Source organism: Streptomyces sp. NPDC048057 (assembly GCF_040653095.1).
Taxonomy (GTDB): domain Bacteria; phylum Actinomycetota; class Actinomycetes; order Streptomycetales; family Streptomycetaceae; genus Streptomyces.
Genome location: NZ_JBEZNF010000017.1, coordinates 111,516 through 130,582, shown reverse-complemented (window position 1 = coordinate 130,582; position 19,067 = coordinate 111,516). Strand labels below are relative to the sequence as shown.

Below are 19,067 nucleotides of genomic sequence, written 5' to 3'. Positions count from 1 at the left end.
CTCCGACATCTGCACAAGGTCCGTCGCATCGTTTCTGCGACCGGCCGCGCGGTGGGGCGGGTGGGACTCGAACCCACGGCCGACGGATTATGAGTCCGCTGCTCTAACCGGCTGAGCTACCGCCCCTAACGGCGCGTCGCGCACAAATGTGCGCGCCGTCTGCCGCAGCATAGCCGGTCATACGATCTCCTGCCTCGGATGGCCGGCAACGCTCGCAGGTGAAGACCGCACCGGGGTCCCACCGGTTCCCGGTGGCGGGAAAAGTCACCTGGATCACACCTGGATCACACGAACCCCGTCATACGAAAAAGGACCCTCGAAGGGGTCCCGTTCCGTTAGGTGCTCCCCCGGCTGGACTCGAACCAGCAACCCTCCGGTTAACAGCCGAATGCTCTGCCAATTGAGCTACAGGGGATCGCGCTCCCCCGACTGGACTCGAACCAGTAACCTGCCGGTTAACAGCCGGCTGCTCTGCCAATTGAGCTACAGGGGACTGCTGCGTGCACCGAACGTACCTACCGGGGGGCTCCCGGAGGGCGTGCGCTCGCTGCGACACATACATTAGCGCAAGCAGGGGGGTGCTCCGCCAATCGGTAGGGTCCCGGGTGATCACGGTCCGGCCCGGGTAGGCGGGCGGGCACCGAGGTACACCAGGGAAGGGTGGCAGACCCATGCGGTACAAGCTCACGTTCGTCGTCGGGCTGGCCATCGGCTATGTGATCGGCACGCGTGCGGGCCGCGAACGCTACGAGCAGATGAAGAAGTCGGTCCGCGAGTTCTCCCAGAACCCGGCGGTGCGCAACGCCGCCGAGGCCGCCGCGCACAACGGTCGACAGGTGGCGGGCCGGGCGTTCCACGTGGTGAGCGACAAGGTCGGGGAGCACGTGCCCGAGTCCGTCGCCGAACGCGTCCGCACGCTGCGGGAGCGCACCCACAACGGCGAGGACGACTGGGGCACCAGCAACACCTAGCCACAAGGTCAAGGGGCGGAACCGGCGGCTTGTGGCACCCGCGCTCCGGGCGTGCGGCACAATCCATGCCCATGGGGATAGTCGCCGGCTTGGACAGCTCGTCCGCCTTCACTCGGATCATCGTCTGTGACGCGGACTCCGGTGCCGTACTACGGCAGGGGTACGCCCAACACCCCGTGGACCCGAAGTCCACCGATGTCGACCCGCAGTCCTGGCTGCTCTCGCTCGGCGAAGCCGCCGGGGGCGGGCTGCTGGACGGCGTGCAGGCGATCGGGGTCTCCGCGCAGCAGCACGGGCTCGTACCGCTCGACGAACACGGCGCGCCGGTGCGGCCCGCGCTGGTCGGCAACGACCGGCGGGCGCAGGTTGCCGCGGCCGATCTGATCGACGCCCTCGGCGGGCGGCACGCCTGGGCCGAGGCGGTCGGCTCGGTCCCGCAGTCCTCGCTGCCCGTGGCGAAGCTGCGGTGGCTCGCCCGTTCCGAGCCGGAGGTCGCACAGCAGGTCGCGGGGGTTCTCCAGCCGCACGACTGGCTGGTGTGGCAGTTGCTGGGACGGCCCGCGCGGCGCATCACCGACCGCGGTGGCGCCTCGTCGACCGGTTACTGGTCGGCCGCGTCCGGCGCCTACCGGCCCGACCTCGTCGAGCTGGCGCTGGGCCGGCCGTGCACGCTGCCCGAGGTGCTCGGCCCCGCCGAATCGGCCGGGACCACACCCGAGGGGCTGCTGATCTCCGCGGGCACCGGCGAGACCATGGCCGCGGCCCTCGGGCTGGGCGTCGGCCCCGGTGACGCGGTGGTGTCGCTGGGCGCCTCCGGGTCCGTGATGGCCGTGCACCACGAGGCGCTGGCCGACCCGAGCGGGATGATCACCTCGTACGCCGACGCCACCGGCATGCACCTGCCGGTCGTGCACACGCTCAACGCGGTGCGGGTGCTGCGCGGCGCGGCGGAGATGCTGGGGATCGCCGACCTCGAAGCGCTGTCGGAACTGGCGATGGCGTCCACGCCGGGGGCTTCGGGGCTGGTGTTCCTGCCGTACCTGGAGGGCGAGCGCACCCCGCACCTCCCGCACACCGCGGGCACGCTCAGCGGGCTGCGCCGGGAGTCGATGCGGCCGGAGCACCTGGCGCGCGCCGCGTTCGAGGGGATGCTGTGCTCCCTCGCGGACGCGCTGGACGTGCTGCGGGGGCGGGGGGTCGCGGTGCGCCGGGTCTTCCTGCTGGGCGCGAGCGCCGATCTGCCCGCCGTGCGGTCGGCCGCGCCGGCGATCTTCGGGGCGCAGGTCGTCGTGCCGCAGCCGGCGGACTACACGGCGATCGGCGCGGCCCGGCAGGCCGCCTGGGCGCTCGGGGTCTCGCAGGGGTCCCTCTCCCCCACCGCTCCGCCGCTGTGGCAGCCGCCGGCGATGGAGGTGTTGGAGCCGGGCGAGGACGGGCCGGTCGGTCAGGCGGTGCGCCAGCAGTACGGTGCGACGCGCGACCAGCTGTACCCGGGGGCGTTCGGTCCGGTGCCGGGTTCGTACGGGAACGGGCTGCCGGGCGGGGACCCGGGACTGCTCGGGCTGTTTCCGTGAAGGACGCCACCACCGGCTGAGCCGCACTCGAACAGCACGACGGCAGCACGCAGCCGGCACACCGCCGGGGCGACGGAGCCATGCCCGTCGCCCCCGGTGGTCAAACGGCATCCGGAAGCACGACGTCCGGCAGTCGGAGTGCGCATTCGCCCCGGGCGCCCGCACAGCGCGCCGTCTTGACCCTGACTTGGCAGAATTCACCTGGGGTTCCGCGCCACGGTGAAGCAAACTGGGTCGGGGCGTCGCCCGTACCTGATCCGGCAGGTCATCGTGTCGGGTCGAGGTCCGATGCCGCCCACGACCTCCGGGGCACCCGCCCTCGCCGACTCCGAGAGACGAGCACGTGCTGATACGCCTGCTACGGACGTATGTGCGCCCGTACAAAGTCCCCATCGTCCTCTTGGTGGCGCTCCAGCTCCTCCAGACCAGCGCCACCCTCTATCTGCCCAACCTGAACGCCGACATCATCGACGACGGCGTGGTCAAGGGCGACACGGGCCTCATCCTCCGGCTCGGTGCCGTGATGATCGGCATCAGCCTTGTGCAGGTGTTGTGCAACATCGGCGCCGTCTTCTACGGAGCCCGCACCGCCGCCGCGATCGGGCGCGACATCCGCGCCGGGGTCTTCGACCGGGTGCAGAGCTTCTCCGCCCGCGAGGTCGGACGCTTCGGGGCGCCCTCGTTGATCACCCGGACGACCAACGACGTCCAGCAGGTGCAGATGCTGGTGCTGATGGCGTTCACCCTGCTGGTGTCCGCACCCATCATGTGCGTCGGCGGCATCGCGATGGCCCTCGGGCAGGACGTCACGCTCTCCGCCGTGCTGCTGGCCGTCGTCCCGGTGCTCGGCATCGCGGTCACCTTGATCGTGATCCGGATGCGCCCGCTGTTCCGCACCATGCAGGAGCGCCTGGACACGGTGAACCGGGTGCTGCGGGAGCAGATCACCGGCAACCGCGTCATCCGCGCCTTCGTCCGCGACGCGTATGAGCAGGAGCGCTTCCGCAAGGAGAACACCGAGCTGACGGACGTGTCGATGGCCACGGGTCGACTGATGGCACTGATGTTCCCCACGGTGATGACGGTCGTGAACGTGTCGTCCGTCGCCGTGGTCTGGTTCGGCGCCCAGCGGATCGACAGCGGCGCCATCCAGATCGGTGCGCTGACCGCCTTCCTCGCGTATCTGATGCAGATCGTGATGGCCGTGATGATGGCCACCTTCATGTTCATGATGGTGCCGCGCGCCGAGGTCTGCGCCGAGCGGATCGAGGAGGTGCTGGCCACCGAGTCCAGCGTGGCTCCCCCGGCCCGGCCCGTCGCCGAGCTGGCGCGCCACGGCCACCTGGAGGTACGGAACGTGGACTTCCGCTACCCCGGCGCGGAGGAGTCCGTGCTGCGCGACGTCTCCCTGACCGCGCAGCCGGGCGAGACGACCGCGATCATCGGCTCGACGGGCAGCGGCAAGTCCACGCTGCTCGGCCTGGTGCCGCGGCTCTTCGACGCCACCGACGGCCAGGTGCTCGTCGGCGGCGTGGACGTGCGCTCCCTCGACACCGCGCTGACCGCGCGCACCGTGGGGCTGGTGCCCCAGAAGCCGTACCTCTTCTCCGGCACCGTCGCCACGAACCTGCGGTACGGCCGACCGGACGCGAGCGACGAGGAACTGTGGCACGCGCTGGAAGTGGCGCAGGCGGCCGATTTCGTACGGGACCTGGAGCACGGGCTCGACGCGCCGATCGCCCAGGGCGGCACCAACGTCTCCGGCGGCCAGCGGCAGCGGCTCGCCATCGCGCGCACGCTGGTGCAGCGCCCGGAGATCTATCTCTTCGACGACTCGTTCTCGGCGCTCGACTACGCCACGGACGCGGCGCTGCGCGCGGCGCTGGCGAGCGAGACCGCCGAGGCGACGGTGGTGATCGTGGCCCAGCGCGTGGCCACGATCAGGGACGCGGACCGGATCGTGGTCCTGGACGAGGGGCGGGTCGTGGGCGTCGGGAGCCACCACGAGTTGATGCACGGGAACGACACGTACCGGGAGATCGTCCTCTCGCAGCTGACGGAGGCTGAGGCCGCATGAGCGGGCCGCGCATGATGATGGCCGGCAACGGCGAGCGGTCCCTGGACTTCAAGGGGTCCGGCAAGCGGCTGTTGCGGCAGCTGGCGCCGGACCGGGCGCTGCTGTGGATGATGACGGCGGCGGCGGTGCTGAGCGTGGGCCTGTCGGTCGTGGGGCCGCTGGTCCTCGGGCACGCCACCGACGTGATCTTCGCCGGGGTCGTCGGACGGGACATGTCGGAGGACCTCACCAAGGCGGAGGCCGTCGAGGGGCTGCGGCAGGAGGGGGACGGCGGGCTCGCCGACATGCTCTCCGGCGTGGCCTTCACCCCCGGCGAGGGCATCGACTTCACCGCCGTGGGCCAGGCGCTGCTGCTGGCGCTGGTGCTGTTCCTGGCCTCGGGGCTGTTGGCGCTGGTCGCCACCCGATGTTCGATCAAGGCGATCAACCGCGCGGTGTACCGGATGCGCGAGGACGTCCAGGCGAAGCTGGAGCGGCTGCCGCTGGCGTACTTCGACCGGGCCAAGCGCGGCGAGGTGCTCAGCCGGGTCACGAACGACATCGACAACATCGCGCAGACGCTGCAACAGACGATGGGGCAGCTGATCAACTCGCTGCTCACCATCATCGGGGTGCTGGCGATGATGTTCTGGGTGTCGCCGCTGCTGGCGCTGGTCGCGCTGGTGACGGTGCCGGTGTCGATCGTCGTGGCGGCGAAGGTGGGCAAGCGCTCGCAGCCGCACTTCGTGCAGCAGTGGCGGTCGACGGGCCGGCTCAACGGGCACATCGAGGAGATGTACACCGGGCACACGCTGGTGAAGGTCTTCGGTCGGCAGGAGGAGTCGGCCCGGGACTTCGCCGAGCAGAACGACGCGCTGTACGAGGCCGGGTTCAAGGCGCAGTTCAACAGCGGTGTGATGCAGCCGCTGATGTTCTTCGTCTCCAACCTGAACTACGTGCTGGTCGCGGTGGTGGGCGGGCTGCGGGTGGCGTCCGGGTCGCTGTCGATCGGTGACGTGCAGGCGTTCATCCAGTACTCGCGGCAGTTCTCGATGCCGCTGACGCAGGTGGCCTCGATGGCGAACCTGGTGCAGTCCGGCGTCGCGTCGGCCGAGCGGGTCTTCGAGCTGCTGGACGCCGAGGAGCAGGAGCCGGACCCGGTGCGGGAGGAGGGCCTCACGAAGGGCACGGGCCCGAAGGCGGGCGCGGCTTCCCGGGCGGTTGAGGGGCCGGGGGCCGGGGGCTTCAAGCGCCCGCTCGGGCACGTCTCGTTGGAGGAGGTCGCCTTCCGCTACGAGCCGGACAAGCCGCTGATCGAGAACCTCTCGCTGAGCGTGGAGCCGGGGCACACCGTGGCCATCGTCGGCCCCACGGGCGCGGGCAAGACCACCCTGGTCAATCTGCTGATGCGGTTCTACGAGGTCACGGGCGGCCGGATCACCCTCGACGGCGTCGACATCGCGAAGATGCCGCGGGACGAGCTGCGCTCGGGGATCGGGATGGTCCTCCAGGACACCTGGCTCTTCGGCGGCTCGATCGCGGACAACATCGCTTACGGGTCGTCCCGGGAGGTCACGCGCGAGGAGGTCGAGGAGGCCGCGCGGGCGGCGCACGCGGACCGCTTCGTCCGGACGCTGCCGAACGGCTACGACACCGTGATCGACGACGACGGCTCGGGGGTGAGCGCGGGCGAGAAGCAGCTGATCACCATCGCGCGCGCCTTCCTGTCCGACCCGGTGATCCTGGTGCTCGACGAGGCGACCAGCTCGGTCGACACCCGTACGGAGGTGCTGATCCAGAAGGCCATGGCGCGGCTGGCCCACGGCCGTACGAGCTTCGTCATCGCGCACCGGCTCTCCACCATCAGGGACGCGGACGTGATCCTGGTGATGGAGAACGGCTCGATCGTGGAGCAGGGCACGCACGAGGAGCTGCTGACCGCGAACGGGGCGTACGCCCGGTTGTACTCGGCGCAGTTCGCGCACGCGGTGGCGGAGGTGGAGTAGCCGGGACGTCTGGCCCCGGCCCTCGGGGGCCGTCAGTCCAAGTAGCCGCGGAGCTGGTCGGCGAAGGCGTGGTCGCGGAGTTTGTTGAGGGTCTTGGACTCGATCTGACGTATCCGTTCCCGGGTGACGCCGAAGATCCGGCCTATCTCCTCCAGGGTCCGCGGCCGGCCGTCGACCAGCCCGTACCGCAGCTGCACCACCTTGCGTTCGCGCTCGCCGAGGGTGGAGAGCACCGCTTCCAGGTGCTCGCGCAGCAGCAGGAACGCGGCCGACTCCACCGGGGACGCCGCGTCGCCGTCCTCTATCAGGTCGCCGAGGGCGACGTCGTCCTCCTCGCCCACGGGCGCGTGCAGCGACACCGGCTCCTGGGCGAGCCGCAGCACTTCGCTGACGCGCTCGGGCGAGAGGTCGAGCTGGACGGCGACCTCGTCGGGCGTCGGTTCCTGGCCGCGCTCCTGGAGCATGCGGCGCTGCACGCGCACCACGCGGTTGATCAGTTCCACGACGTGGACCGGGACGCGGATGGTCCGGGCCTGGTCGGCGAGCGCCCGGGACATGGCCTGGCGGATCCACCAGGTCGCGTACGTGGAGAACTTGTAGCCGCGGGCGTAGTCGAACTTCTCCACCGCTCTGATCAGGCCGAGGTTGCCCTCCTGGACGAGGTCGAGCATGGTCAGGCCGCGGCCCACGTAACGCTTGGCGACGGAGACGACGAGCCGGAGGTTGGCCTCGATCAGCCGGCGCTTGGCCATCCGGCCCATGACGACCAGCCGGTCGAGGTCGACGGCGAGTTGGGAGTTGTTGATGTCGGGGGTGTTGCTCAGCTTCTCCTCGGCGAAGAGGCCCGCCTCGACGCGGCGGGCCAGCTCGACCTCCTCGGCCGCCGTGAGCAGCGGGATCCGTCCGATCTCACGCAGGTACTGGCGGAACAGGTCGGAGGACGGGCCGCTGCTCTCGGCGCGGGGAGCCGCGCGCGCGGGCTCCGGATCCGGCTCCGCCGCTTCGGGCTCGGGGCTTCGTGCTTCCGGTCCGGCCTGCGGGCCGGGTGCGTCGGGGAGTACGTCGACGAGTGCCTGCGGCATCGTCTCGGGGTGCTGCGGGGGCGGGCTCTGGGCGGGGACGGCCGCGATGGCGTCCGCCACCGGCGCGGGCGCCGGCGCCGAAGCGGCCTCCGTCTCGGTCAGGGTCTGGGTCTGCACGGGGGCGACCTCCAGGGTGATCGCTGCCGGTTCGAGGGCATGCGGCAGCGGGACGGCTGCGGCCGGGCCGCTGTCCGTCCCGTACACGATGAGCGGATCCGCGGGGATGGTTGGCCCACCGGGGGTGGGTCGGCCGCGCTCCGAGGACTCAGGCACCGACCCCAGTGTGGGGTACGGCACATCCCCACCACGAGGGGCGTGCGGTGGTTTTTTGAGTCCGATCCGTGACCGTGCGGTTACGCTCCATGGCGTGCCGCGACGGCCACGGGCGGCTGCCGCGGCCCCGTGGACCGTCGGTCAGAGGGCAGCCGCGCCGTGGTTCCGCAGGGACTGGCCGTACTGCTGGAGCACCCACAACTCGTTCTGCACGGCGGCGTGCTGCTCGGCGTCCGCGTGCTGGCCGAGGCGGGCGAGGGTGCCCTGGACCTCGGCGATGCGGCGGTCGACCGCGCGCAGCCGGACCTGGACGAGCTGGACGCCGGCGTACGTCTCGTCGACGGTGCGGCAGTGCACGGCCTCCACGGCCAGCTCCGTGACCAGGGCACGGACGGTGTCGTCGGACGCGGCGTCGCGGACCCGGGCCAGATAGCCGGCCGAGTCCGTCACGCCCTGCTCGGCGCCGCCGGCTTCGGCGATCGTCTGGCGCACCACCGCGTACGGCGGGGCGGTGAACTCGTCCACGCCGTAGGCGTCGAAGGTCGGGGAGACCAGATCGGGGTGCTGGAGGGCGAGCTTCAGCAGCTCGCGCTCGGTGCGGTGGGCGGGGCTGCGCAGATTCAGCGCCGGTCCGCCCGGCACGGGCGGTGCGGCGACGGCCTGGGCCTGCCCGGCGCGGGACGACGCCCGGGATCCGTCGGGGCGGGTGGGGGAAGCCGGGCCGCGGCCACCGCGGTCCCGGGCCCAACGGGCGAGCTGGGCGACCCGTTTGACCACGAACTGGGTGTCGAGGATGCCGACCATGCCCGCGAGCTGTACGGCCGACTCGTGCTGGATCGCGATGTTCTTGATGCCGGCGACGATGGGGGCGGCCTCGTCGAGGGCGGCGGCCCGGCCGGCCGGGGTCTCCAGGTTGTGCCGGCGGACGACGTGGCGGAGGGCGAACTCGAACAGCGGCGTACGGCTGTCGACGAGGCCGCGCACGGCGTCGTCCCCGTCAGCGAGGCGCAGCTCGCAGGGGTCCATGCCGCCCGGAGTGATCGCGATGGAGGTCTCCGCGGCGAACTTCTGGTCGTCCTCGAAGGCGCGCAGCGCGGCCTTCTGGCCAGCCGCGTCACCGTCGAAGGTGAAGATCACCTCGGCGGTGGCGTTGTCCATCAGGAGACGGCGGAGGATCTTGATGTGGTCGCCGCCGAAGGCGGTGCCGCAGGTGGCGATCGCGGTGGTCACGCCGGCGAGGTGGCACGCCATCACGTCGGTGTACCCCTCGACGACCACCGCGCGGCTGGACTTGGCGATCTCCTTCTTGGCCAGGTCGATGCCGTAGAGGACCTGGGACTTCTTGTAGATGGCCGTCTCGGGGGTGTTCAGGTACTTGGGGCCGTTGTCGGTGTCGTAGAGCTTGCGGGCGCCGAAGCCGACGACGTCGCCGGAGATGTCCCGGATGGGCCACATCAGCCGGCCGCGGAAGCGGTCGATCGGGCCGCGGCGGCCGTCCTGGGAGAGCCCGGAGAGCACCAGCTCCTTGTCGCTGAAGCCCTTGCCGCGCAGGAAACGGGTGAGGTGGTCCCAGCCCTGGGGGCTGTAGCCGACGCCGAAGTGCTGGGCCGCGGCGTGGTCGAAACCGCGCTCGGCGAGGAAGGCGCGGCCCTTCTCCGCCTCGGCGCCGTTCTCCAACTGGTCGACGTAGAACTGCGCCGCGACCTTGTGGGCCTCCACCAGGCGGATGCGCTCGCCCCGCTGGTGGCTCGGGTTGTATCCGCCCTCCTCGTACCGCAGGGTGATGCCCGCGCGGGCCGCCAGTCGCTCGACCGTCTCGGAGAAGGTGAGGTGGTCGATCTTCATGACGAAGGCGATCGTGTCGCCGCCTTCCTGGCAGCCGAAGCAGTGGAAGAGTCCCTTGCTGGGGCTGACCTGGAAGGATGGCGACTTCTCGTCGTGGAAGGGGCAGAGCCCCTTCAGATTGCCGCCGCCAGCGTTGCGCAGCTGGAGGTACTCGGATACGACGGCATCGATCGGGACCGCGTCCCTTACCGCCTTGACGTCGTCATCGTTGATCCTGCCTGCCACGCGTGAAGTCTACGGTTTCCCGGCGGCCCTCCCGCTGGCCTGTGGATAACCTCGCTCCCGGCACCCTGTGCTGCGGGATCTGCCCGGGTGCGGGGTGGAGTCAGGGCGTGGGCTGTTCGACGAGCGCGGTCAGGGGTACGGACGGGTCGCTCAGGGCCTCGGGGTCCACCGGCGCCCCGGAGCGGATCAGCGCCTGGATCTGTTCCGTCACGTCCCACACGTTCACGTTCATGCCGGCCAGCACGCGCCGGTCCTTCAGCCAGAACGCGATGAACTCGCGCCGGCCGGCGTCTCCGCGCAGGACGACCTGGTCGTACGAGCCGGCCGGCGCCCAGCCGGAGTACTCCATCCCGAGGTCGTACTGGTCGGAGAAGAAGTACGGGACGCGGTCGTACGACACCTCCTGGCCGAGCATGGCGCGGGCGGCGGCCGGACCGCCGTTGAGCGCGTTCGCCCAGTGCTCGACGCGCAGCTCGGTGTCGAGGAGGGGGTGGTGGGCGGAGGCGACGTCACCCGCTGCGTAGACGTCGGGGTCGGAGGTGCGCAGGGAGGCGTCGACGGCGATGCCGCCGCCGTGCGCCCGGTCGGCGAGCGCGAGGCCGGCGGCTTCGGCGAGCCCGGTGCGCGGAGCGGCGCCGATGGCGGCGAGGACGGCGTGCGCGGGGTGTTCCTCACCGTCGTCGGTGCGGACCGCGAGCACCATGCCGTCCTGGCCGGTGATCTCGGCGAGGCGGGCGCCGAAGTGGAAGCGGACTCCGTGGTCGCGGTGGAGTTCGGTGAAGATCGCGCCCAGCTCGGGGCCGATGACCTGGTGGAGGGCGGTGGGCTCGGGCTCGACGATGGTCACCTCGGCGCCGTATCCGCGGGCCGCCGCGGCGACCTCCAGGCCGATCCAGCCCGCGCCCGCGACGACGAGCTGGCCGTTCTCGCGGCCAAGCGCGGTGAGCACCTGCCGCAGCCGCTCTGCGTGGGCGAGCCGGCGCAGGTGGTGGACGCCGGCCAGGCCGGTGCCGGGGACGTCCAGGCGTCGGGGCTCCGCGCCGGTGGCGAGCAGGAGCTTGTCGTAGTGCAGCACGGTGCCGTCGCCGAGGCGTACGGACTTGCCCGCGCGGTCGACGGCGACGACGCTCTGTCCCAGGTGGAGCTCCACGTCGGCCTGGGCGTACCAGCCGGGCTCGTGGACGAAGACGCTGTCGCGGCTCTCCTTGCCCTGGAGGTATCCCTTGGACAGCGGAGGCCGTTCGTAGGGGTGCTCGCCTTCGTCGCCGATGAGGATCACTCGTCCGGTGAATCCCTCGGCACGCAGGGTCTCGGCGGCCTTGGCCCCGGCGAGACCACCGCCGACGATGACGAATGTGCGATGCCCGTCGACCACTTGATGCCTCCTTCGTGCTTCTGCGGCGCCTGTCCCGTTCCATGCTGCGCAGCCTTCTGCGAGCGTCCCGCACGCAGCGTGATGGCGAAAGGGGGAGTGCGTCTGGCGTGTCTCGTCAGCGGCCCCGCCCACGAGCCCCGCAGGGGCTCAGCGGCGCGCCGTGAGCTGGGCGTGGAGGGTGCGGGCGGAGGCGTCGGTGAGCGACGCGATCTGATCCACAATCACCCGACCGCGCGCCCGGTCGTCCGGGGCGGCGAGGAACAGGGCCCGGAACTGGGGGTCGAGGCTGTCCGGTGCGCGGCTGGTGATCGCCTCCGCCAGTTCGGCCAGCAGGATCCTCTGGTCGGCCCGGAGCGTCTTTTGTTCGGCGCGCTGCATCACGTACCGATGTGCGACGGCCTTGAGCACCGCGCACTCGTTCCGGGCGGCGCGGGGGACGACCAGTTCGGCGGCGTAGCGGGTGAGCCGTCCGGTGCCGTACGCGCTGCGGGTGGCGCCCTCGGCGGCCAGGCAGAAGCGGCCGATGAGCTGGCTGGTGGCGTCCTTGAGGCGGGCCTGCGCCACGGCGGAGCCGTCGTACTGGTGCGGCCACCACTCCTGGGCGATAAGGCGGTCCAGGGCGGCGGCCAGCTCCTCGGGGTCGGTGTCGTCGGACACGTAGCGGCCGACGGCGACCCGCCAGATCTCGGCGCGTTCGGCCCCGTCGCGCAGGAGCGCGGGGTCGATGTGGCCGGCGTGCAGGCCGTCCTCGAAGTCGTGGACGGAGTACGCGACGTCGTCGGACCAGTCCATGACCTGGGCCTCGAAGCACTTGCGGTGTTCGGGCGCGCCCTCGCGCACCCAGGCGAAGACGGGCAGGTCGTCCTCGTACACCCCGAACTTCACGGAGGTCGGGTCGGTGGGGTGGCCGCCGCGCGGCCAGGGGTACTTGGTGGCGGCGTCGAGGGCGGCGCGGGTCAGGTTCAGGCCGACGCTGACCGGGTCGCCGGCGGCCGTGTGGGTGAAGCGCTTGGGCTCGATGCGGGTCAGCAGGCGCAGGGACTGCGCGTTGCCCTCGAAGCCACCGCAGCCTTCGGCGACCTCGTTGAGCGCGACCTCGCCGTTGTGTCCGAAGGGCGGGTGGCCGAGGTCGTGGGCGAGGCACGCGGCTTCGACGAGGTCGGGGTCGCAGCCGAGTGCGGCACCGAGTTCCCGGCCGACCTGGGCGCATTCGAGGGAGTGGGTGAGCCGGGTGCGGGGGCTGGCGTCCCAGGCTTCGTTGCGGGTGCCGGGGGTGACGACCTGGGTCTTGCCGGCGAGGCGGCGCAGCGCGGCGGAGTGCAGCACGCGGGCGCGGTCGCGTTGGAAGGCGGTGCGGCCGAGGCGCTTGTCGGGTTCGGGAGCGAAGCGGGCGGTGGCCGCTTCGTCGTAGGCGTCGTGGTGGTCACCCCCCTCCGAATAGGTGCTCTTGTCGTACGAATGCGGGCCGCGGGTTGCGGGGCCGGTGGGTGTGCTGGTCGTACCTTCCATGCACCGAAGGTAACCGGCTCGAATGCCTGTCCGCCCGTCCGGCCGGCGAGTGCTCGGGGCGTGAGTTATCCACAGGCTCAAGCGACTGTCACAGGCTGCTCCTAATGTGATCGTCATCGAAACCGAAAGCGTCGGGGAGGCGGTCTCGCCATGGGCTGGATCGAGACACAGAGCGGTGGATACACCGTGTCGCTGGACGGCAGCGAAGTGCTGTGCAGGAATGCGGCGGGGCGGCAGCTGAAGCAGGTGCCGCCGAAGCTGAAGGACGACTCCGTCGTCGTGCAGCTGCGCCAGTTGTCGGAGTGGTTGCAGCGCCATGAGCGCGAGTGCCGCGAGCAGGTGGACGCCTGGTTGGTGCGCTCGTTGCCGGTGCCGGTCGCGGTGCTCTCCCAGGTCTGGCCGGACGCCGGGTGGCAGCGGGCCCTGCGGGACCTGGTGGTCGCCCCGGTGGGGGACGACGGGTCCGCGGACCTGACGCGGGCGGGGTTCCTGCGGGACGCGGACGGCACCCGGGGCCTGGGGGTCGTCGACCTCGACGGTGACTCGGTGCGATGGGATTGCGCCACGGTGCTGGTGCCGCATCCGGTCCTCCTCGACGACCTGGAGGACCTGCGGGAGTTCGCGGTGGAGCTGGGCGTGGAGCAGCGGGTCGAGCAGTTGTTCCGCGAGGTGTGGCGGCGGCCGGAGACGGTCTCCGGCGACGTCTGCGAGACGTATCAGAACGGTCGGTTCCACCAGCTTCGGCACGCCACCGCCCGCGCGACCACCTTGGGGTACCGGGTGCGGGACGGCCGGGCGGTGTGCCCGCTGGTGGAGGACGGCCGCCCACTGGAGGCGTCGTACTGGCTCGGGGCGGACTATCCGGACGCGGAGGCGATGACGGGCGGGCTGACGTGGCTCGGTGAGGGCGGGAGCCGGGTGCCCCTCGCCGAGGTCGGGCCGGTCGCCTGGTCCGAGGGCGTCCGGATGGCCGCGCTGATCTACGCGAGCCGTGTGGTCGAGGACGAGGAAGAGGCGCTGCGGTGAGCGGGGCGGCGGACACGGACGGCGGGAAGCAGGGGTCGACGGTGGGGGACGGCATGGACGGTACGGGGATCGGAACAGTGGACCGGGCCGAGCGGGTGGAGAGCGCACTGCTGGCGGCGGGTGCGGTGCTGCCGCTCGACGCCGCGGGTGCCGTTGGCACACCGGATGCCAAGGGACCGCAAGGCGCGGCGAGATCCCGTGCCGGCAGGTCGGCGGATCCAGGAGCGGGAGAGGGCGGTGCCGGCGACGTCCTGACGGCCCGGTCGTTCGTCCATCCCGCGCTGGAGGGGCGCACGGTGGTGCGGCTGGTGCCGGAGTCGATCGGCCCCGCCGAGGACCTCGCGCTGGAGTACCTGGGCTTCGAGGGCACCGGCGCGGAGCCGGTGGGCCGGGTGCGCCGGCAGTCGCTGGGCTTCCCCGCCTGGGCCCTGGTCCACGACCCGAAGAACGGGCACCACGCCCTGGCGGTCGTGAAGGAGATGGAGCGGCTGACCCGCCTCGTGCCGACCAAGCCGGGACAGGCGAAGGACGGCTTCGACGAGATCGGGAGCCGGCTGGACCGTTCGGTACCGCAGTTCCTGCCGACGTACTACGAGCAGGTGGCGCGGCTGTTCCTGGCAGCGGAGGCGCAGCAGACGGCGTCCACCTTCTTCGGCAAGGCGCGCGCCGCCGAGCAGCGACACGCCCTGCCGGTGGACGAGGAGCGGCTGCGGGAGGTCTTCCTGGAGTTCGCCGGGGCGGGCGCGCTGAGCGGCAAAGTGCTGCGGGAGTACGCGAAGGGGCTGGCGGAGCGCCTTCCCGCGGAGCGGGCGTTCGAGGAGTTCCGCACGGTCTGCTCGCAGCGCTGTGCCTCCGGGCTCACACCGTACGCCGGGATGCTGGAGGACCTGCGGCGGCTGGCGAAGGCCGCGGGGCACGACGCGCTGACCGTGGAGCGCTCCCTGGTGAAGGAGATCATCGACACCGACGCGGTGAACCGCGCGGCGGGCGGGTTCTGGCGGTCGGCGCTGCCGGCGCTGAAGGTGCTGGCAGCCGAGGACGAAGCCGTGCGCCGGCGGCTGCTGGCGCTGCTGCCGCAGACGGGCGGTGACAGCCCGGAGACGTTCGACGCGTCGTGGCTGGCGCTGCTGAAGGCGTGCGGCGCGGTGGACCTGCTCCTGGACGGGACGGTTCCGGCGGCGCAGTGGCTGTCCGCGTGGGCCGAGCACCGGCAGCGGGGCTGGCGGGCGACGGCCCGCATCGAGGACGAACTCGTGCTGGTGGAGCGGTTGGCGGACCGGCTGGTGGCGGACGGCGTCCCGGTGCGGCTGGTGCGCTCGGGCTGGCGCGCCAGCGTCGACCTCGACGTCCTCGACCTGTGTCTGGCCCTCGGCGTGCCGGTCGCGCCGCCCGGTGACGACGTGGACTCCCTGGACCTGGAGAGCTGGCTCACCGGCCCGGAGGACGGGAAGCGGGACCTGGCGGCACTGGCCGCGGATCCGCGGTTCGCCCCGTTGCTCCGTGCCGGTCTGGAGCATCTGACGCGCGGCCGCAGCTCCACCGCCCGGCTCCAGCAGATCGCGGACCATCCCGTGCTGCGCACGGTGCTGGTGGGGTGGTTCGACGACCGCGCGGACGAGTTGTCCGTGCCGATCGGCCTGCCGGGCATCGACGAGCTGCTGAAGCGGCTCGTCCCCTTCGCCCACGCCCCCGTGCTGGCGACCGCGCCGCAGGCCCTGTCCCGGATCGGTGCGTTCTCCCCGGCCGCTGCGCTCGGGCGCACCCTGCGGGCGGGCGTCTGGGACGAGTTGGGCTGGCCGGCCCTGGAGGAGGGCCTCGCGGAGCTGGGCGCCCCCGCCCCCGAGGACGAGCACACCGGCCACGGACACCGCGACGACTGGTACCGGATGATGGACGCCTGGCCCGGGCTGATCGTCCGGCTGGGCATGCAGGCCGTCCTCGTCGGCGCCGAGAAGGTGGAGGACCGGCTGACGATCTCGCTCCCGTCGGCCAAGAAGTTCGGCTGGGACACCCCCGACGTGCGCTACATCGGCGGTCAGTGGCTGACCGTCAGCGGGGTCGGCGACGACCGCAGGGCCCGCTGGTCGGGTCGGCCGGCAGAGGTGTTCACGCCCGACGGCGTGGTGGTGAACCGCTACGTCTCCTACCAGCACCCGTCGTTGGAGCTGGCGGACGGCAGTCGGACGTTCGGCGCCCGTCCCGTCTCCCCCGGTGACACGTCGTTCGCCGAGGAGTGGCGTGCGCTCGCCTCGGACGGGGTCTCGCTGTGGGTGCTCCACGACGGCGAGTGGTGGGACTACGACCCGGTGACGGCCCGCCGCGGCCGGGTCTCGGTGCCGTCGTTCTTCGACTCGGCGCTGGGCTCCGGCGGGTCGCTGATGGAGCGGCACTGCCGACTGCTGCCGGTGCCGGCGGGCTTCGAGGGCTCCCCGTTCGGCACCCGGGACGGGCTCCTCGGCTGGTGGGTGCGGTCCGAGCCGAACTCCGGCACGGCCACCGCCTGCTCCGTGGACGGCAGCCGCGCCTCCGCGACCGTCAAGAAGGCGAACACCCGCTTCTCGTACCGCACGGAAGCCGTGCCGACGCCGCCGATGCGACTGCCCGCGGGCGCCGTGCTGCACCCGCGGGAGATCCGCGGCCAGCGGACGGAGATCGAGTTCCACGACGCGCAGGGGCTGCTGCTGTCCAGCGTCGTCGAGGGCTCCTGGGGCAACACCTACGCCGCTGGCACCACGGCCGTGCCGCCCCTCGCGTACTGGCACGCGCTGCGTCCGCGGGACGAGGCCGGGTCGGCGGCGCTGCGGGAGGTGACCGACGCGGAGGCCGGGAAGCTGGTCGCGGCGGTGGTGGGCGGCGCGCCCGCGCAGGACGTCGTGCGCGAGCTGCTTCCGCAGGTCAGCCACCCGAGCCTGGTGACCGGTGTGGCGTCCCTCGTGGAGCTGTCGGCGAAGTTCGCCCGACGCGTCACCGAGCTGGCCGAGCGGGCCGAGCAGGGGCGTCTGAAGCAGGCGACTGCCCCGTCCGCGGCGTCCCGTACCGAGCACGCCTTCGACGGCCTCCTGCAGCGGGCGCTGGACGGGCTCGTCGACACCGGCAACGTGTACCGGTACTACTCCGGCGACGATCGGACCGTGACCGCCATGGCCCAGGTCGACCTGGTGCGCAGGGCGCTGGGGGCCGGGGAGGTCGACGGCGAGGAGGTGTTCGACACCAACGTGGGCTGGCTGACGCTCGTCGGCGCCGGTGTCCTCGCCACTGCCGTGCGCGCGGGCGCCCCGCAGCTCGCCGATGACGAACGGGCGGGCCTGTTGGAGCTGTTGGCCGCCGTGCTGGAGGTGCGGGCGGACGGGGACGCCGTCCTCGTCGATCCGCGCGGGCGGCTGCGGACGGTGCACCTCAAGGCGCTCAAGTCCGGCACGTTCACCAAGATGCTCGGCACGGTGCAGCAGGACGGGGCGCGCCGGCTGGTCTTCCTGGACCGCCGCTACGCGGGGGACGACCTGGCGCACTGGCACTGCCTCGAATACGACCCGGTCGGAGGGTTCGGGGCGTGGGACGGCTTCGCCCTCGTCGAGTCCGACGTGTTGGGGGCGCCGGACGACCCGCTGCGGGCGGACGCGGTGCGCCGGATGGTGGCCGCGGTCCGCGAGCAGGGGCCGCTGCCGTACCTGACCGGGCCGATCGAGCAGTTCGCCACGGCGACGGGGACGAATCCGGCGGTGGGCGCGCTGCTGACGCTGGGCCTGCCGGGGATCACCGACTCGGGCCGCGACGGACTGCTGTCCGCCGAGCACCTGGCTCCGCTGGGGCTGAAGTCGGCCGACGCCAAGGCGGCGCGGGGCGTCCTGAGCGGGCTGGGCCCGCGCGAGCGGCAGCGCTACACGAGCCTCTTGCTGCCGCTGGAGCCGGAGCGGGTCGACGAGCTGTGGCGTGCCGGACTGGACACGCAGGCGCTGGCCTCGGCGTGGGTGGCGGCGCGCGGCAAGCAGCGGACGGTGCCCCCGTGGCTGACGGGCCGGGCGGTGGCGGAGCTGGGGCCCGCCTCGTTGCTGGACCGCACGTTGAACCCGGAGGTGCAGCCGGAGCTGATCGGCCGCACCGAGCAGAAGCTCGACAAGGACGAGGCCCTCGTCGCGGGGGAGCGCAACAAGCTGCTCACGGGCGCGGACCTGGGTGCGTACGTCACCACCCTGCGCTGGCTGGCGTACCGGCTGCCGTTCGGCGATCCGCTGCGGGAGGTGCTGCCCGTCACCCTGCGGCTGCTGCGGGAGCGGCTCCGCGACCCCGGGCTGCTGCTCCACCTCGCCGTGGACTGGGACTCCGAGGGCAACGCCACGTCGAAGCTGCTGCGCAAGGCGCACGGCGTCGGGGCGCGGCCCGAGGAGGCGAAGGGGTTCGTCGAGCTGGCCGATGCGCTGGTCCTGCTGCCGAAGCAGTACTACTCCGGCTGGGAGGACGTGTGGGTGCGGCCCGCGGTCCTGATGGCGGCGGCCGACGCGGCGCCCGGCACCGATCACCCCGCGGTGCAGTTGCTCCTGGGGACGGCGGGCGAGCGGCCGTATCTGATGGCGCTGCGGGCGCTGCTCAGCCCGGAGTTCGAGGCCCTGGTGACGGCCGACGGCGCGCCGGGGGCGGCCCAGTGCCCGGCGACCGGTGCGCCGGAGCTGGTGGGGGCCGCCACGCAGGAGCTGGGGCTCGGGGAGGACGCAGCGGCCCTGTATCTGATGCTGTTGGCGCTGCCCGACCCCACGGATCGCAACCAGGCGGAGTGGACCGGCTGGAAGCCGGCCCGGTTGAAGAAGGCCCGCGCCGAGTTGGCGGCCACGGACCTGGTGGTGGAGGCGAAGCGGGCGCGGGCCGGCCGCTCGCTCTTCCTGCCGGGCGGCTGGCTGGAGGCGAAGGCGCCGAAGCTCCCCGTGGAGACGTGGAAGACGGCGCTGCTGCCCTGGTTGCGGAGTGACGGCTTCGTGGTGCCGGACGTGACGGTGGCGGCGCTGTACGCGGCGGCGTGGCAGCGGGTGGTGGCCGGGGATCCGCCCGGGTTCGAGGAGTTCAAGGGACGCAGGTCCAGGGGAGGTTCGCGATGAGCGGGTACGAGAACGGGAACGGGGCGGGACCGGCGCGC

10 protein-coding genes and 3 tRNA genes are annotated in these 19,067 nt (G+C 72.2%); 6 read left to right on the top strand and 7 right to left on the bottom strand.

Going from position 1 to position 19,067, the window contains the following annotated elements:
* Positions 1 to 52: 52 nt before the first annotated feature.
* The 3 genes from AB0E05_RS21270 to AB0E05_RS21260 all read right to left on the bottom strand — a co-directional run bounded on the left by AB0E05_RS21270 (position 53) and on the right by AB0E05_RS21260 (position 493).
* Positions 53 to 126 (bottom strand) — tRNA-Ile (locus AB0E05_RS21270).
* A 216-nt stretch (positions 127 to 342) separates the two neighbouring features.
* Positions 343 to 415: transfer RNA gene (locus AB0E05_RS21265), tRNA-Asn, on the bottom strand.
* A gap of 5 nt (positions 416 to 420) precedes the next feature.
* Positions 421 to 493: transfer RNA gene (locus tag AB0E05_RS21260), tRNA-Asn, on the bottom strand.
* A gap of 178 nt (positions 494 to 671) precedes the next feature.
* Here AB0E05_RS21260 and AB0E05_RS21255 point away from each other — a divergent pair.
* The 4 genes from AB0E05_RS21255 to AB0E05_RS21240 all read left to right on the top strand — a co-directional run bounded on the left by AB0E05_RS21255 (position 672) and on the right by AB0E05_RS21240 (position 6,607).
* A complete protein-coding gene (locus AB0E05_RS21255; protein ID WP_361965671.1) occupies positions 672 to 971 on the top strand; it encodes a YtxH domain-containing protein in 300 nt (99 codons plus the stop codon).
* A 71-nt stretch (positions 972 to 1,042) separates the two neighbouring features.
* On the top strand, positions 1,043 to 2,545 hold the full coding sequence (locus AB0E05_RS21250) for an FGGY family carbohydrate kinase (RefSeq protein ID WP_361965669.1): 1,503 nt from the start codon (positions 1,043 to 1,045) through the stop codon (positions 2,543 to 2,545).
* Positions 2,546 to 2,888: 343 nt separating this feature from the next.
* Positions 2,889 to 4,622 (top strand): ABC transporter ATP-binding protein, encoded by a 1,734-nt coding sequence (locus AB0E05_RS21245; RefSeq protein ID WP_361965667.1) that lies wholly within the window; start codon positions 2,889 to 2,891, stop codon positions 4,620 to 4,622.
* The gene (locus tag AB0E05_RS21240; protein WP_361965665.1) at positions 4,619 to 6,607 is read left to right on the top strand and encodes an ABC transporter ATP-binding protein; all 1,989 of its coding nucleotides are present in this window, start codon (positions 4,619 to 4,621) and stop codon (positions 6,605 to 6,607) included. Before AB0E05_RS21245 ends, AB0E05_RS21240 begins: the two co-directional genes overlap by 4 nt.
* A gap of 32 nt (positions 6,608 to 6,639) precedes the next feature.
* Here AB0E05_RS21240 and AB0E05_RS21235 read toward each other — a convergent pair whose 3' ends face one another.
* The 4 genes from AB0E05_RS21235 to AB0E05_RS21220 form a co-directional block, all read right to left on the bottom strand.
* A complete protein-coding gene (locus AB0E05_RS21235; RefSeq protein ID WP_361965663.1) occupies positions 6,640 to 7,962 on the bottom strand; it encodes a sigma-70 family RNA polymerase sigma factor in 1,323 nt (440 codons plus the stop codon).
* Between the two features lie 141 nt (positions 7,963 to 8,103).
* Positions 8,104 to 10,032: a DNA primase gene (gene dnaG, locus AB0E05_RS21230; RefSeq protein ID WP_361965661.1), complete on the bottom strand. Its 1,929-nt coding sequence runs from the start codon at positions 10,030 to 10,032 to the stop codon at positions 8,104 to 8,106.
* 100 nt (positions 10,033 to 10,132) lie between these two features.
* Positions 10,133 to 11,407, bottom strand: a complete 1,275-nt coding sequence (locus AB0E05_RS21225) for an FAD-dependent oxidoreductase (RefSeq protein ID WP_361965659.1) — start codon at positions 11,405 to 11,407, stop codon at positions 10,133 to 10,135.
* Between the two features lie 147 nt (positions 11,408 to 11,554).
* Positions 11,555 to 12,916, bottom strand: coding sequence for a deoxyguanosinetriphosphate triphosphohydrolase (locus AB0E05_RS21220; RefSeq protein ID WP_361965657.1), 1,362 nt, complete (start codon positions 12,914 to 12,916; stop codon positions 11,555 to 11,557).
* Between the two features lie 150 nt (positions 12,917 to 13,066).
* Between AB0E05_RS21220 and AB0E05_RS21215 the strand changes: the two genes are divergently transcribed.
* Together AB0E05_RS21215 and AB0E05_RS21210 are read left to right on the top strand one after the other, a co-directional pair.
* Positions 13,067 to 13,942, top strand: a complete 876-nt coding sequence (locus AB0E05_RS21215) for a DUF4132 domain-containing protein (protein ID WP_361965655.1) — start codon at positions 13,067 to 13,069, stop codon at positions 13,940 to 13,942.
* Positions 13,939 to 19,029: a hypothetical protein gene (locus AB0E05_RS21210; protein WP_361965653.1), complete on the top strand. Its 5,091-nt coding sequence runs from the start codon at positions 13,939 to 13,941 to the stop codon at positions 19,027 to 19,029. Before AB0E05_RS21215 ends, AB0E05_RS21210 begins: the two co-directional genes overlap by 4 nt.
* Positions 19,030 to 19,067: the final 38 nt, after the last annotated feature.